Below are 13,535 nucleotides of genomic sequence, written 5' to 3'. Positions count from 1 at the left end.
GTGACGCATGCGCTACGTGAAACTCGGTTCGACCGGCCTCGACATCTCCGCGCTGGCCCTCGGCTGCATGAGCTACGGCTCCCCCGACCGCGGCAACCATGCGTGGACCCTCCCCGAGGAACAGAGCCGCCCCCTGATCCGTGCCGCCGTGGAGGCGGGCATCAACTTCTTCGACACCGCCAACGTGTACTCGGACGGGTCCAGCGAGGAGATCGTGGGCCGCGCCCTGGCCGACTTCACGCGCCGTGAGGACACCGTCATCGCCACGAAGGTCCACGGCCGCATGCACGAGGGCCCCAACGGCGCCGGTCTCTCGCGCAAGGCGATCCTTGCGGAGCTGGACAACAGCCTTCGCCGCCTCGGGACCGACTACGTGGACCTCTACCAGATCCACCGTTTCGATCCCGCGACGCCCCTCGAGGAGACCCTCGAGGCCCTGCACGACGTCGTGAAGGCGGGCAAGGTGCGCTACCTCGGGGCGTCCTCGATGTATGCCTGGCAATTCTCGAAGGCCCTCTACCTGCAGCGCATCAACGGCTGGACCCGGTTCGTCTCCATGCAGGACCACTACAACCTGATCAACCGCGAGGAGGAGCGCGAGATGTACGGACTGTGCGCTGACCAGGGCATCGGTGTCCTGCCGTGGAGCCCGCTCGCGCGCGGGAAGCTCACCCGCCCGTGGGACGAGACGACGACGCGCTCGGAGTCCGACCAGTTCGGCAGGACGCTCTACGGCACCCTCGACGCCGACCGCCGGGTCGCGGACGCCGTCGGGACGGTGGCCGAGGCCCGCGGCGTGTCCCGCGCCCAGGTGGCCCTCGCCTGGGTGTCGCGCAACCCTGTGGTGTCCGCGCCGATCGTCGGGGTCGGGAAGACCCGGCACCTCGAGGACGCCGTGGCCTCCCTCGACCTCGACCTGACCGACGCCGAGGTCCACGCGCTCGAGGAGCACTACGTGCCCCACCCGCTCGTCGGGTTCTGATGGCCGCCCTTCCCTGCGGCGGTTGACGCGCATGTCCACCCATCTCGTCTTCTCCAACGGCCGCGTCTTCGACGGCCTGTCGCTCCACCCCACCGCGACGGCGGTCGCGGTCGCGGACAGCACCATCGCGGCCGTCGGGACCGACGCGGACGTGCTCGCCGCCGTCGACCCGCGCACCGACGTCGTCGACCTCCGCGGACGGCTCCTCACCCCCGGCTTCACGGACGCCCACGCACACACCTTCATGGGCGGCATCGAAGCCCTCTCGTGCAACCTCGACGTGCACCGGGGGCCCGTCGGGGTGCAGCGTGCGGTCGCCGCCTATGCCGCGGGCCCGGGCGAGGGACAGGACTGGATCACCGGGGCCGGCTGGTACAAGGGTGACTTCGAGGGCGGCTTCCCGGACGGCCGCGTGCTCGATGCCGTCGCGCCGCACCGACCGGTCTACCTCATCAACCGGGACCATCACAGTGCCTGGGTCAACACGGCGGCGCTCGAACGGGCCGGGATCGACGCGCGTACCCCGGACCCGCGGGACGGGCGGATCTCGCGCAGGGCCGACGGGTCGCCGAGCGGCATCCTGCACGAGGGGGCGATGTCCCTGGTGGCCCGGCTGCTGCCGCCCATCACCCAGGCCGCCGTCGAAGCCGGAATCCTGTACGGCCAGCGCCATCTCCACTCCCTCGGCGTGACTGGCTGGCAGGAGGCGATCATCGGCGAGTACGCCGGTTACCCCGACGCCGCCCCCGCCTACCGCTCGCTCGCCGCCTCGGGCCGGCTGACGGGCCGGGCGACCGGCGCGCTCTGGGTTCCGCGGGGTCTCACCGTTCAGGACGTCCCGGACCTGATCGCTGAGTTCCTCGAGCGCCGGCGCGTGAACGCGGAGGCGGGCTTCCCGACCTCCAGCGCCAAGATCATGGTCGACGGCGTGCCCGAGAACCGGACTGCCGCACTCCTGGATCCCTACGAGCGCGTCGGCTGCGGCTGCGTAGCGGCCGCCGATGCGGACCGGGGCCCCACCTACCTGCCCCCGGACGTGCTCGACGCCGTCGTCGCCGCCCTGCAGGCCGCACGGTTCGACCTCCACCTGCACGCCATCGGCGACCGCGCCGTCCGGACGGGCCTCGACGCCGTGGCGCGCGCCCGCACCATCGCGCCGAGCGACGGTTCGTGGCGCCCGCGGCACACCATGGCCCACGTGCAGCTGGTACATCCCGACGACGTCCCGCGCTTCGGCGAGCTCGACGTGACGGTCAACGCGCAGGCGCTCTGGGCGTGCAGCGACGAGCAGATGCGCTCCCTCACGGTGCCCCTGATCGGCGAGGGCCGTGCGCAGTGGCAGTACCCGTTCGCGTCGATGGTCTCCGGGGGTGCACCGCTCGCGATGGGCTCCGACTGGTCCGTGTCCGACGCCGATCCGTGGCAGGCCATCCACGTGGCGGTCAACCGGATGCACCCCGATCATCCGGGCATCCCGCCCCTGGTGGCGGACGAGGCGCTGTCCCTCCGGGCGGCCCTGTCCGCGTACACGGCGGGCTCCGCCCGGGTCACCCGGTCGACGGCGGGCATGGTCCGCGAGGGACTGCCGGCAGACCTCGCGGTCCTGGCCGTCGACCCGTTCGAGGTCGAGACCTCGGAGCTGCACGCCGTGGCGGTGGACCTCACGATCGCGGGCGGGCGCGTGGTCTTCGAGCGATAGCCGGTCACCGGCGGGTCACCAGCGGGTCACCAGCGGCGGAACCCGCCCTCCGTGCTGAGCAGCTGGCCCACCATCCAGCGGCCCTCGTCGCTCAGCAGCCACGCGATGAGCCGTGCCGGGTCGTCCGGCTCCCCGAAGCGCCCGGACGGGCAGTGCGCCAGGACGTCCCGGAGCACCTCCGACGGACGGTCGGAGGTGCCCTCGTCCAGGTAACCGGTGTTCACCGGTCCCGGATTGACCGTGTTGAGCAGGATGCGCCGGTCCACGAGGTCGTCGGCGACGGAAGCCGTCAGCCCGGCGAGCGCTGCCTTGGACGCCGCGTAGGCGATCTCCCCGGACATAGGACCGGCCACCTGGCCCGAGGTCATCCAGATCACGCGGCCGCCCTCCCGTCCGTCGTGCTGTTCTGCGAAATACCTGGTCGCCAGCAGGGTGGACCGGGTGTTGACCTGCCAGTGCGCGTCCAGGTCCTGCCAGGAGATGTCACGGAGCCGTCCGTCGCCCCCGCTCCTGGCATGGTTGCAGACAAGACCGTCCAGGTGGCCGAGCGCGTCGGTTGCCGCGGTGATGAGCCGTTCGCCGCCGTCGGGCTCGGCGAGGTCCATGCCCGCGTGGGCGAGCTCCGCGCCGTCCCGCAGCCTGCCGCGGATGCCGGCGACGACGTCGTCGATGCTGTCGGCACCCCAGGGCTGCTCGTCGTCGTGCGGCGCGAAATGGTGCAGGAACAGGCTGGCTCCCATGGCGGCGAGGCGGGAGGCGATGGCGTAGCCGATGCCCTGGCGTCGGCTGACGCCGGTGACCACGACGGTGCGCCCTGCCAGGGCGGAGGAGGAGTCCATGGGATCAGCGTAGGTGGAAAGGCTTCGCTAGGCTGGAGGCCCCACCGACCGTCCCGCCGTGCCGAGGAGATCCATGCGCCCGACCACGAGAGCCCGCGTCCTGACGGCCGGCGTGGGTGCGGTCCTGGGCCTGTCCGGCTGCGCGGGCGGGCCCGTGCTCGACGTGCTGGAACAGGACCCGACGGAGCAGGACGTCCTGACCATCCAGACGGACCTCGACGGCATCGACCTCGCAACCACGCGCTTCCTCGCGGAGCAGGACGGCGTCGAGTACTTCGCGGCCCGGCCGACCGCCGGCAGCGCCAGCGAGGACACCGTCTGCCTGCTCGCGGAGGAGGGCATCGGGGTGGGCCTGGAGTGTACGCCGCTCGAACCCGGCTCGGCCGGCGCGGTGATGCGCGACAGCAGGGCCACGGTGGTGCTGCTGCCGGACGACATCGACCGGAACGCCCTCGCCGACGACGGCTTCGACCTGCTGCACCCCAATCTGGCCATCCGCCCGGTCGACACGGAGTGATCAGGCACCCGCGCGACCCGGTCCTCCGGGGAGGAAATGGTGGACACTCCCGATCCGCGCGTGCCTAGCATGGGAGCACGCGGAACGGACGACGACGGAGGAGCCATGGCGGTTGCAGGGGACGACGGCGGCGAGCTGATCGTCGGGGATGTCACGCACACGGGCGGCCGCGCCCTGGCGATCGGTCTGTCCTCCTCGAGGGACGGCGAGGGCCGACCGATGGTCAGCGTCGGCTGGGTGGAGCAGGGCGAGCAGCTCGGGCTCACCCTGGACGAGGCCGTGGCGCTGCGGGACGAGCTGACGCGCATCATCGACGAGGCCGGAGGCGCGTGACCCGGACCCGTCAGGCCTGCACCTGGGTCGTTCCCACGGTGACCCTGTGATCCTGTTCGCACGTGAAGACGGCGAGGGTGCCGGGCGGAACCGGCCCCTCGGCGGGCCATTGGTCCTCATCGAGTTCGACGAGCGTGGAACCGCAGCTGGGGCATCGTGCATCCATCAGGTTCTCCCTTCCTTCGCGTGGCCGTTGCCTACAGCGGGCCGTGGTCCCTCATCTCTACCCGTATGCCGCCTCCCGAGGCAGGAGCACGACACCACTGGAGCCTCCCGGCGCTGGTGCCTATAATCGGGCGTGCTCACAGCCGGCGTGGATCTCGCAGCGGAATCGAAGGGCACCGCCCTTGCGGTCATCGACTGGTCCCGCCCTACGACCACCGTGGACGTGACCCTCGGGGTCCCGGACGCCGCCATCGCGGGAGTGGCCCCCGACGTCGACCGCCTCGGGATCGACTGCGCCTTCGGGTGGCCCGACGAGTTCGTCTCCTTCATCACGCGCCACGCCGAGGGGTTGCGCGTGGACGGGAGCGCGGAGGAGGGCATGGCGTGGCGCCGCCGCCTCTCCTACCGCGCCACCGACCGCGTGACCCGGGACATCACCGGCCGCTGGCCGCTGAGCGTCGCCACGGACCGGCTCGGTCTCACGGCGATGCACTGCGCCGTACTGCTCGACGCGATCGGTGATGCCCTCGGCACACCCGTGGACCGCTCCGGCGGCGGCACCGCCGTCGAGGTCTATCCCGCGGCCACGCTCCGGGGGTGGGGCTTCGACACCCGCGGCTACAAGACCGACGGCGGCATGCGGGAGGCCCTGCTGGGCCGGATCCTGGCACGGGCCCCGTGGTTCGACCTCAGGCCTACCACCCGGCAGCTCCTGATCTCCTCGGACGACGCGTTCGACGCCGTGATCGCCGCCCTCGCCGCTCGGGCGCACGCCCTCGGTCGGACCCATCCGGTCCCCCGGGAGTTCCGGGAGCAGGCGCGCCGGGAGGGCTGGATCGCCCTCCCCGTGGGACGGTTGGAGGAGCTCGCACCGGAGGGTGCGCCGCACGGAGCACCGGGATAGGAGGCAGCGGTCATGGACCTGGCCGAGCGCACCGCCGCCCTGTACGTGCTGCCGCTCGACCGCTTCACGGCGTCACGCAATGCCGCGGCGAAGGAAGCGGCGCAGGACGGCGACAGGGAGCTCGCCGCAGCCCTTCGCTCACTCCCGAAGCCGTCGTCGGCCGCATGGCTCGTCAATGTGCTCGTCGACCGCCGTCGCGGCGAGGTGGAGCAGGTGCTGGAGCTCGGCGCGTCCCTCAAGGAAGCGCAGGCGAGCCTCGACCGGGCACAGCTGCACGCACTGGGACAGCGGCGACAGCGTCTCCTGGCCGCCGTCACCCGTCAGTCGCTGGAGGCTGCCGCAGAGGTCGGGCACGACGTCGGCCCCGCGGCGCTCCCCGGCGTCGAACAGACTCTGCGCGCAGCCCTCGCCGACCCCGCTGCGGCTTCCGCCGTCCTGACCGGGCGGCTCGTGCGCCCCCTCGAAGCGAGTGGCTGGGATCCGGTGGACCTCGACGGAGCCGTCGCCGGCCCCTTCACGCCGCCGGCGATTACCGCTGATTCGCCCTCCGGGTCGGCGGCGGGGTCGGGCGCGGACGACGGCAAGCAGCGTGGCGCGACCCCGCGGAAGGTCTCGGCGCGTCAACGGAGGGAAGCCGAGGCGCAGCTGGCCACGGCGCGCGAAGCCCTCGCCGACGCGCGGGACCGACAGGCGGCAGCCGACAAGGCATCGGCACGGATCGGCGTGCGGCGCGACGGGCTGACGGCTTCGATCGAGGACCTCGAGGAACGCCTCGGTGCCCTGCGCCGGGAGCTGGCCGACCTCGACGAGGAGGGCAACGCCCTGGCTCGCGAGGCGAAGAACGCTGCGCGCTCGCTCGAGGACGCAGAGGCGGAAGCGGAGGCCGCGGAGGCTGCGGCCCAGGCGCTTCTGGAGGGGTGACACCGGCTACGGGGCTGCCGGGGCACCCGGTCCGCCGGGTGACACCGGCTACCAGGTGACACCGGCTAGCAGGTCGCTCGACCGCTCGCCGGGCCGGTTGCCGAGCCGATCGCTTGGGTCGGGCCTTGCGCCGCCGGCGTCGTCGGGCAGACGCCTGTGTCAGAGGTGACCCACGTCGATCCCCGGCACGCCGTGGGCGTCGGCCGTGTGCCGCCTGATGAGCCGTTGAGCCCGCTTGGCCAAGCCGTGAAGGGCGCGACGGTCGCCGGCGGTGAAGCCGTGGGGGCGCTGATCGAGGATGCAGAGAGCCCCGATGTTCCACCCCCCGGGGCCGCGCAGCGGGTGTGCGGCGTAGAACCTCAGGGAGGGCTCGGAGACCACCAGCGGGTGGTGACGGAAGCGCTCGTCGCTCAGTGTGTCGGGCAGCACGAGCGAGGCAGACGTGCGGATCACCTCGTTGCAGAAACTTCCACGCCTGGGCAGGAGTTGGCACAGCGGCCCTGTCTTTGCTTTCAGGAACTGGTGGTCCGCGCCGATCAGGGAGACGCCCGCAGAGCTCACGTGGAACGCATCGCGGGCCTCGGCCACGAGGGCCTCGAGCTCCGGGGCCGGGCCCGACTCCAGCAGTCCGCTCGCCGTGAGTGATCGCAGGCGCTCGGTCTCGGCGTCCTCGTCCGTGAGCAACCACGCCGCCGCTGCACTGATACTCGGGCCGTCGTCGGTCCGGACGCACCCCATAACGTCCAGGACATAGGGTACGCAGCTGGGCAGGTTGCGGTCCCAGCGCATCTCGTTGATCGCATGCGCGAGGATGTCGCGGTCGACGTCGGGCACGCCGACGTCGGCGGAGGCAGGGGCGGGAGCGCTCGGGTCAGCGTGCAGGAAACGTCCCACCTGGGCCTCGGTCAGCCGGCCGCCCATTGCGCAGTAGTTCAACCAGACCTGCTCGAGGGAGAAGCCGTCACCCGACAACGCGGTGAGCATCAGTTCCAGCTGGACCTGATGCACGGCTTCTCTCCTCGAGCTGCTGGGTCATGCTGTCCCCCAAGAAGATCAGCATGCTTATGGTTCTACGGTAGCGGAGGATCGGTCCGTAGGAAAGTGCAGAACCCGTTCTCAGCGGGCACCCATCATCACGCGGGGGCCGACCTCGTTCTTCGGCAGCGAGGCCGGGGCCGTCGTAGTACTGCGGGCTGACCATGTCGAGGACGCCCGCTTCCAGCATCGCCTTGCAGTGTGCCTTATCGGCCGGGCGCCACGGAGCGCGCGGAGTGGTGATCACGAAGCTCTGGCCGTAGAAGGACTTGAGCTGTCGGGAGACCCAGATGATCTGGTCGGTATTCGGCTGCTGCTCGCCCTCATAGGTGGTCCAGTCGGGCCCGTCGAAGCCGCCGAGCTTGCCATAGATGCGCGTGATGCTGTCCAGGAAAGTCTGGGCACGCGTGCCCGTGGAGAGATCGACATTCGCCTGCGCGCCACCGACCGTGAGAATCGCAGTGCGCCTCCTGCGGAAGTCCGCCAGGTCCGCCGTGAAGTGGGTCACCGCTCCGCGTCCATCGCCGGGTGTGTCCCAGTCGACGGCCGCGGTGGTGCCGGGCGCGCCGCGGACGGGGGCGGCGGAGAAGAGGCCGGGATGATCGCGATCACACGCGCAGGGGGCAGCGCATGTGACAGGAGCCGGAGTGCCGACCATCGAATTCGCCGCCCCCGGTCGGGCACCCCGAGACGGTTTCCAGCGTCAGGCCTTGTTCTTCGAAATCCGCCTGGGCACGCTGGGTCTGTTCATACCGCGGCGTTCTCGGTCGGCGCGCGGCTCGGGACAGATCGCAAGGACCTCCTATGCGACTGATCGCCAACGAGCCATGGGTACTTGTGTTCTATATCACAAGTAGTAAAATAGAACACATGTTCGATGAAAGCGTGACGGGGTCCCCGGACGGACCGTACGTGCCCCGCGCCACCGCCTCTGCCGTGCGGGGGTGGATCACGGAGCTGGCCCCTCGGCCATCCAGGGCTCGCGCATCGACGCCTGCGCCCTCCCCTGTGGAACCCGTCGAAGGGTACGAGGAAGCCCTGGTGTCGCAGTTGCGGGCACTCGAGGACCTGAAGTGCGCAGCCGCTGCAGCGCAGGTCCGCGTGGCCCTGGCCCTGGATACCGCCCGACGGCGAGCGGAGGCCGCCGCAGGCATGCCTGCTGACCAGCGTGGCCGGGGCGTGGGCGCGGAAGTCGCCCTCGCGAGGCGGGAGTCCCCCCATCAGGGTTCACGTCTACTGGGACTGGCCCGGACACTCGTCACCGACATGCCCCACACCCTTGCAGCTCTGGGGTCCGGCGCCATCAACGAGTGGCGAGCGACCCTGATCGTCCGCGAGACCATCTGCCTCAGCGTCGAGAACCGGCACGCCGTGGACACGGAGCTGGCGGCCGACGCGGGGGGCCTCACGGGGATCGGAACCCGAGGGGTGACGAACAGGACCCGGAAGATCGCCCTGCGTCTCGAACCGGGGGCCGCTGTTGCCAGGGCCCGCAGGGCTGTCGGCGAGCGCTACGTCAGTTGCCTGCCGGCCCCTGACTCCATGGCGTACCTCACCGCTCTGCTTCCCGCAGCCGAGGCGATCAGCGCCTACGCCGCGCTGTCGCGCCATGCTGACACCCGGATCAGCACCGGGGACCATCGGGGGCTCGGGCGGGGGCAGCTCATGGCTGATGCCCTCGTCGAACGCGTCACCGGCGTGCCCGCCGGATCGGTGAGGGCCGAAGTGCACTTGATCATGACCGACCGGGCCCTGTTCCAGGGGGACAGTGAGCCGGCATACCTGCCCGGCTACGGTGTGGTCCCGGCGCAGATCGCGCGCGACCTCCTTCGGGGCCATCCCGAGCGCTGCGATCGTGCGAGTGCGGACACCGGTGATGCCGACGAGGACGAGGTAAGCGACCGGGACGATCAGTCGGGCACCAGTGGGTCCAGCAGGCCCGATGAATCCACCGCTCAGACCTGGCTCCGGCGGCTCTATACCGCCCCGGACACCGGTCGGCTGGTGGCGATGGAATCGCGGGCCCGGCTGTTTCCGCCCGGACTGCGCCGCCTGATCGCCGCAAGGGACGCGACCTGCCGCACGCCGTACTGTGATGCGCCGATCAGGCACACCGACCATGTTGTCCCGTGGCGCCTCACCGGCACCACGAGTGTCGATGGCGGGCAGGGGCTGTGTGAGAGCTGCAACTACACCAAGGAAGCCGCCGGCTGGTCGTCCCGACACCTGCCCGGACGGTTGAACGCGATCGAACGACGCACCCCCACCGGACACACCTACGTCTCGACCTCGCTGCCCCTGCCCGGAACGCAACTGCCCGGGATACCCCTGCCGAGAAGGACACTCAGGCCGGCGCACTCGGTGATCGACCTCATCCTTTATCCGTTCGCAGCATGAGTGGCATCCACTCCTCGACCCCCGTAGGACCTACAGCCCTGTGCCGTTACGGCGAGCGTCCTCAGGCAGCGGCGGATACCGAAGCGAAGGACCTGGGCCCGCGAACGCCGACGGCGGGCGCCCAGGAGGCGACCCGCCGTCGTCGTTGCATCCGCAGCGAACCGTCAGGGCAGCTTCACCGCCAGCACGTTGCAGCGCGCCGACAAGAGGATGGTCTGCGCCGTCGACCCCATGATCAGCTTGCCCACCGGCGTCCGGTGCCGCAGCCCGATCACGATCAGCTCGGCGCCGAGTTCCTCCGCGGTGTCCACGACCTCCTCGGCCGCCGTGGCCTCGGAGATGCTGTGGCGGACCGAGAACGGCACCCCGGTGGCCCGGAGCAGGGTGTCGAGCTTCGAGACATCCTCGTCGTCGGCGTAGGCCGGGTTCACAAGGCGGTCGGCGCGCGTGGTGTTGATGACCACGAGGTCCGCCTCCCGGCGCCGGGCCTCCTCGACGGCCTCGGTGACGGCGGCCTCCCCCAGTGCGTTGGGCACGTAGCCCACCACGATCGTGCTCATCGGCCGGTGTCCTTTCGATCGATCCGGTCCGCGGACGGTGCAGACGTGACCGCATCCTCGGATCCGGGGACGGATGCGGTCCCCCGCACGACGGCGGGGGCGTCGGTGTTAGCAGCCACCATGGCCTCGAACTGGCGCTGGCGGCGCTTGAGCATGAGCGACAGCGCGAAGATGATGATCAGCACCACATAGATCGTCGCGGCGACCGGCGACTGCACGAGCGCCATGGGATCGCCCTGCGAGATCGCAAGCGAACGCCGCAGCTGATTCTCGAAGATGGGCCCCAGGATCAGTCCCACCACCATCGGCGCGATCGGATAGCCGAAGCGCCGCATGAAGAATCCGAGAATGCCCACGATCAGCAGGATGATCACGTCGATCGGCGTGAAGTTCACCGAGAACGCCCCCAGCACCGCGAACACCAGGATGCCCGCGTACAGGTAGGGCCGCGGGATCTGGAGGATCTTGACCCAGATGCCCACGAGCGGCAGGTTCAGCACGAGCAACATCAGGTTGCCGACGTAGAGGCTGGCGATGAGCGCCCACACGAGCGTGCTGTTGGACTCGAAGAGCTGCGGTCCCACCGGGATCTGGTACCGCTGGAACGCCACGAGCATCATGGCGGCGGTCGCCGTCGTCGGGATGCCGAGCGTCAGCAGCGGCACGAGGACACCGGCGGCGGCGGCGTTGTTCGCCGCCTCCGGACCGGCCACGCCCTCGATGGCACCCTTGCCGAACTGCTTCTTGTGCTCGCCCTTCGCGAGCCTCCGCTCGGAGGCGTAGGAGAGGAACGTCGCCACATCGGCGCCGCCGGCGGGGATCGTACCCACGGGGAACCCGATCAGGGTGCCGCGGAGCCATGGCTTCCAGGAGCGTCGGAGATCCTCCTTGCGGAGCCAGCTGGTCCAGCCCCCCGTGACCGGGATGACCTTGATGGGTCCGTGCCGCAGACGTGAGGCGACATAGAGCGCCTCGCCGACGGCGAACAGCGCGACGGCCACGAGGACGACGTCGATCCCGTCCGCCAGGAACGGGCTGCCGAACGTGTAGCGCTGCTGGGCGGTGAGCGCATCGAAGCCGACGAGCGCGATGAACAGCCCGAGCCCCAGGGATGCCAGGCCGCGCAGCACGGAGGACCCGAGGAGCGCGCCGACCGTCAGGAACGCGACGATCATGAGGGCCACGTACTCGACGGGACCGATCTGCACGGCGAACGCGGCCACGTACGGTGCCACGAAGCTGAGCAGGACCGTGGCGATGGTCCCCGCCACGAACGAGCCGACGGCCGCCGTCGCGAGTGCCGCCGCCCCCCTGCCGGCCTTGGCCATCTTGTTGCCCTCGAGCGCGGTGACGATCGACGACGACTCTCCGGGCGTGTTCAGCAGGATCGAGGTCGTGGATCCGCCGTACATGCCACCGTAGTAAATGCCGGCGAAGACGATGATCGCCGCCGTCGGCTCGAGACTGTAGGTGATGGGCATGAGCAGCGCGACGGTCATGGCCGGGCCGATGCCCGGGAGGACGCCGACTGCGGTACCGACGAGCACGCCGCCGAGCGCGAAGAGCAGGTAGATGGGCTGCATCGCCGTGGCGAAGCCCTCCATCAACAGGAAGAAGTTATCCACCGAACACACCGAACCCTTCGAGGAAGCCCGGGGGCAGCGAGACGCCGAGGAGCCCGGCGAAGACGAACTGCAGCACCAGCGCCAGCACGACGGCGGTGACCAGGTTGCGCCACCACGGCCGGGCGCCGAGGGCCCAGGCCGCACCGAAGAACAGGATCGCGGCCGCGATGGGCCAGCCGAGCGGGACGATCAGGAAGGCGTGCAGCAGCACGAACCCTGCGAGCTTCCCGACGGTCAGCCAGTCGGTCCTTGCATCGGGGTCCACGTCCTCACCCTCGTCCGGGGCACCCCGGTGGCCGCGAAGCACCTGGAACACTAGGCCCGCGCCGACGGTGACCAGCAGGGCGGAGACGACGAACGGGAACGCGCGCGGACCGATGTCGCTCGCCGAGGGCGGCGTCTGGATGCCCGCGCCGGCCACGAAGCCGACCACGCCGATGCTGACGATGATGAGCGCGAAGATCAGCTCGCCGACCGGCCTTCCGGGAGCGGCGGAGGTGCCGCTCCCGGCGTTCTGGACCGAGGTACTCATGGGCTACAGCAGTCCGATGTCGGTGAGGGTCGTCTTCACGCTGGCGATGTCCTCGTCCAGGAAGGTCTGGAACTCCTCGCCGGCCAGGAAGGCGTCCGACCAGTTGTTCTCCTCCAGCGTGGCCTGCCAGGAATCCGTCTCGTGCAGGTCGGTCACGAGCTGCGTGAGCTTCTCCGCCTGCGCCTCGTCGATGTTCCCGGGAGCGACGACGCCGCGCCAGTTGGTCAGCACGAGGTCGATGCCCTCCTCCGTGAGCGTGGGGGTGTCGGGCAGCTGCGGTGCGGCTTCCTCGCCGGATACGGCGAGGGCGCGCAGCTTGCCCGCCGTCACCTGCTCCGCGTACTCGCCGACGCCGGAGATACCGGCGTTCACCTTGCTGCCGAGCAGTGCCGCGAGGGACTCGCCGCCACCCGAGTAGGGGATGTAGTTCAGCTTGTCCGGCGTGATGCCGGCCTCCTTGAGCACGGACCCGGCGAGGATGTGGTCCGCACCGCCGGCCGAGCCGCCCGTGATGGACACGCCCTGACCCTTGGCCTCGATGTCATCGAGCAGGTCCTGCAGGGTCTGGTACGGCGAGTCGGCGGGGACCACGATCACGAGAGGCTCCTCGGTGAGCCGGGCGATCGGCGTGGTGTCCTCGATGCGGTTCGCCGCGTTGTTGGTCTCGACCGCCCCGACCATGACGTAGCCCATCACCATGAGGGTGTTGGGGTCGGTCTCGGTGACCAGCTGCGCGAGGCCGTTCGTGCCGCCGGCACCGCCGACGTTGACAACGGACGCGTTGCCCACGAGCTCGTTCTCCTTGAGGTCCGTCTCCATCGCCCGGCCGGTCTGGTCCCAGCCGCCCCCGGGATCGGCGGGGACCACGATGTTGAGCTTGTCGATGGTTCCTTCGGCGTCTCCGGCGGTGGTGCTCTCCGTCATCGAACCGCAGCCCGAGAGGGCGAGCGCTGAGACGAGGGCCAGGGCGGTGAGGGTCGAACGGCGCGCCGTTGTGCGATCGATCGTCATGATTGTTCTCTTCCT

Annotated in this window: 15 protein-coding genes; 7 read left to right on the top strand and 8 right to left on the bottom strand. The window is 70.4% G+C overall.

Features of this window, described 5'->3' with window-relative positions; all coding sequences use genetic code 11:
• Nucleotides 1-7: 7 nt before the first annotated feature.
• Together ACX80F_RS03700 and ACX80F_RS03695 are read left to right on the top strand one after the other, a co-directional pair.
• Nucleotides 8-982 carry an aldo/keto reductase gene (locus tag ACX80F_RS03700; protein ID WP_459335041.1) on the top strand — a complete coding sequence of 325 codons (975 nt, stop codon included), beginning with the start codon at nt 8-10 and terminating at the stop codon, nt 980-982.
• A 31-nt stretch (nt 983-1,013) separates the two neighbouring features.
• Entirely contained in the window at nt 1,014-2,681 is a 1,668-nt protein-coding gene (locus ACX80F_RS03695; RefSeq protein WP_459335040.1) for an amidohydrolase, read from the top strand.
• A gap of 26 nt (nt 2,682-2,707) precedes the next feature.
• Here the strand turns inward: ACX80F_RS03695 and ACX80F_RS03690 are convergent, their stop codons facing one another.
• Entirely contained in the window at nt 2,708-3,520 is an 813-nt protein-coding gene (locus ACX80F_RS03690; protein ID WP_459335039.1) for an SDR family oxidoreductase, read from the bottom strand.
• 73 nt (nt 3,521-3,593) lie between these two features.
• Between ACX80F_RS03690 and ACX80F_RS03685 the strand changes: the two genes are divergently transcribed.
• Together ACX80F_RS03685 and ACX80F_RS03680 are read left to right on the top strand one after the other, a co-directional pair.
• Nucleotides 3,594-4,037: a hypothetical protein gene (locus tag ACX80F_RS03685; protein WP_459335038.1), complete on the top strand. Its 444-nt coding sequence runs from the start codon at nt 3,594-3,596 to the stop codon at nt 4,035-4,037.
• A 105-nt stretch (nt 4,038-4,142) separates the two neighbouring features.
• Nucleotides 4,143-4,370 carry a hypothetical protein gene (locus tag ACX80F_RS03680; RefSeq protein ID WP_459335037.1) on the top strand — a complete coding sequence of 76 codons (228 nt, stop codon included), beginning with the start codon at nt 4,143-4,145 and terminating at the stop codon, nt 4,368-4,370.
• A 10-nt stretch (nt 4,371-4,380) separates the two neighbouring features.
• Here the strand turns inward: ACX80F_RS03680 and ACX80F_RS03675 are convergent, their stop codons facing one another.
• Complete coding sequence (locus ACX80F_RS03675) at nt 4,381-4,536, bottom strand: hypothetical protein (protein WP_459335036.1); 156 nt, start codon at nt 4,534-4,536, stop codon at nt 4,381-4,383.
• Nucleotides 4,537-4,668: 132 nt separating this feature from the next.
• On the opposite strand from ACX80F_RS03675, the gene ACX80F_RS03670 reads away from it, so the two are divergent.
• Together ACX80F_RS03670 and ACX80F_RS03665 are read left to right on the top strand one after the other, a co-directional pair.
• Nucleotides 4,669-5,439 carry a DUF429 domain-containing protein gene (locus tag ACX80F_RS03670; RefSeq protein ID WP_459335035.1) on the top strand — a complete coding sequence of 257 codons (771 nt, stop codon included), beginning with the start codon at nt 4,669-4,671 and terminating at the stop codon, nt 5,437-5,439.
• 12 nt (nt 5,440-5,451) lie between these two features.
• Nucleotides 5,452-6,360 carry a hypothetical protein gene (locus ACX80F_RS03665; protein ID WP_459335034.1) on the top strand — a complete coding sequence of 303 codons (909 nt, stop codon included), beginning with the start codon at nt 5,452-5,454 and terminating at the stop codon, nt 6,358-6,360.
• Nucleotides 6,361-6,519: 159 nt separating this feature from the next.
• Here ACX80F_RS03665 and ACX80F_RS03660 read toward each other — a convergent pair whose 3' ends face one another.
• Entirely contained in the window at nt 6,520-7,368 is an 849-nt protein-coding gene (locus tag ACX80F_RS03660) for a GAF domain-containing protein (protein ID WP_459335033.1), read from the bottom strand.
• Entirely contained in the window at nt 7,322-7,903 is a 582-nt protein-coding gene (locus ACX80F_RS03655) for a hypothetical protein (protein WP_459335032.1), read from the bottom strand. Before ACX80F_RS03655 ends, ACX80F_RS03660 begins: the two co-directional genes overlap by 47 nt.
• Before the next feature lie 533 nt (nt 7,904-8,436).
• Between ACX80F_RS03655 and ACX80F_RS03650 the strand changes: the two genes are divergently transcribed.
• Nucleotides 8,437-9,792, top strand: coding sequence for an HNH endonuclease (locus ACX80F_RS03650; protein WP_459335031.1), 1,356 nt, complete (start codon nt 8,437-8,439; stop codon nt 9,790-9,792).
• Between the two features lie 164 nt (nt 9,793-9,956).
• Here the strand turns inward: ACX80F_RS03650 and ACX80F_RS03645 are convergent, their stop codons facing one another.
• The 4 genes from ACX80F_RS03645 to ACX80F_RS03630 are packed head-to-tail and all read right to left on the bottom strand — an operon-like array spanning nt 9,957 to nt 13,520.
• Nucleotides 9,957-10,352 carry a universal stress protein gene (locus tag ACX80F_RS03645; RefSeq protein WP_459335030.1) on the bottom strand — a complete coding sequence of 132 codons (396 nt, stop codon included), beginning with the start codon at nt 10,350-10,352 and terminating at the stop codon, nt 9,957-9,959.
• Nucleotides 10,349-11,977 carry a tripartite tricarboxylate transporter permease gene (locus ACX80F_RS03640; protein ID WP_459335029.1) on the bottom strand — a complete coding sequence of 543 codons (1,629 nt, stop codon included), beginning with the start codon at nt 11,975-11,977 and terminating at the stop codon, nt 10,349-10,351. The genes ACX80F_RS03645 and ACX80F_RS03640 overlap by 4 nt, the downstream gene beginning before the upstream one ends.
• Nucleotides 11,970-12,509 (bottom strand): tripartite tricarboxylate transporter TctB family protein, encoded by a 540-nt coding sequence (locus ACX80F_RS03635; RefSeq protein ID WP_459335028.1) that lies wholly within the window; start codon nt 12,507-12,509, stop codon nt 11,970-11,972. The genes ACX80F_RS03640 and ACX80F_RS03635 overlap by 8 nt, the downstream gene beginning before the upstream one ends.
• 3 nt (nt 12,510-12,512) lie before the next feature.
• Complete coding sequence (locus tag ACX80F_RS03630) at nt 12,513-13,520, bottom strand: Bug family tripartite tricarboxylate transporter substrate binding protein (RefSeq protein ID WP_459335027.1); 1,008 nt, start codon at nt 13,518-13,520, stop codon at nt 12,513-12,515.
• Nucleotides 13,521-13,535 lie beyond the last annotated feature (15 nt).

Source organism: Arthrobacter sp. TMS2-4, assembly GCF_054511075.1.
This window is presented reverse-complemented; position numbering and strand designations above follow the sequence as displayed.

Coding starts and splice junctions, on each gene's coding strand:
- ACX80F_RS03700 (WP_459335041.1), top strand. CDS start 8: ATGCGCTACGTGAAACTCGGTTCGACCGGCCTCGACATCTCCGCGCTG.
- ACX80F_RS03695 (WP_459335040.1), top strand. CDS start 1,014: ATGTCCACCCATCTCGTCTTCTCCAACGGCCGCGTCTTCGACGGCCTG.
- ACX80F_RS03690 (WP_459335039.1), bottom strand. CDS start 3,520: ATGGACTCCTCCTCCGCCCTGGCAGGGCGCACCGTCGTGGTCACCGGC.
- ACX80F_RS03685 (WP_459335038.1), top strand. CDS start 3,594: ATGCGCCCGACCACGAGAGCCCGCGTCCTGACGGCCGGCGTGGGTGCG.
- ACX80F_RS03680 (WP_459335037.1), top strand. CDS start 4,143: ATGGCGGTTGCAGGGGACGACGGCGGCGAGCTGATCGTCGGGGATGTC.
- ACX80F_RS03675 (WP_459335036.1), bottom strand. CDS start 4,536: ATGGATGCACGATGCCCCAGCTGCGGTTCCACGCTCGTCGAACTCGAT.
- ACX80F_RS03665 (WP_459335034.1), top strand. CDS start 5,452: ATGGACCTGGCCGAGCGCACCGCCGCCCTGTACGTGCTGCCGCTCGAC.
- ACX80F_RS03645 (WP_459335030.1), bottom strand. CDS start 10,352: ATGAGCACGATCGTGGTGGGCTACGTGCCCAACGCACTGGGGGAGGCC.
- ACX80F_RS03635 (WP_459335028.1), bottom strand. CDS start 12,509: ATGAGTACCTCGGTCCAGAACGCCGGGAGCGGCACCTCCGCCGCTCCC.
- ACX80F_RS03630 (WP_459335027.1), bottom strand. CDS start 13,520: ATGACGATCGATCGCACAACGGCGCGCCGTTCGACCCTCACCGCCCTG.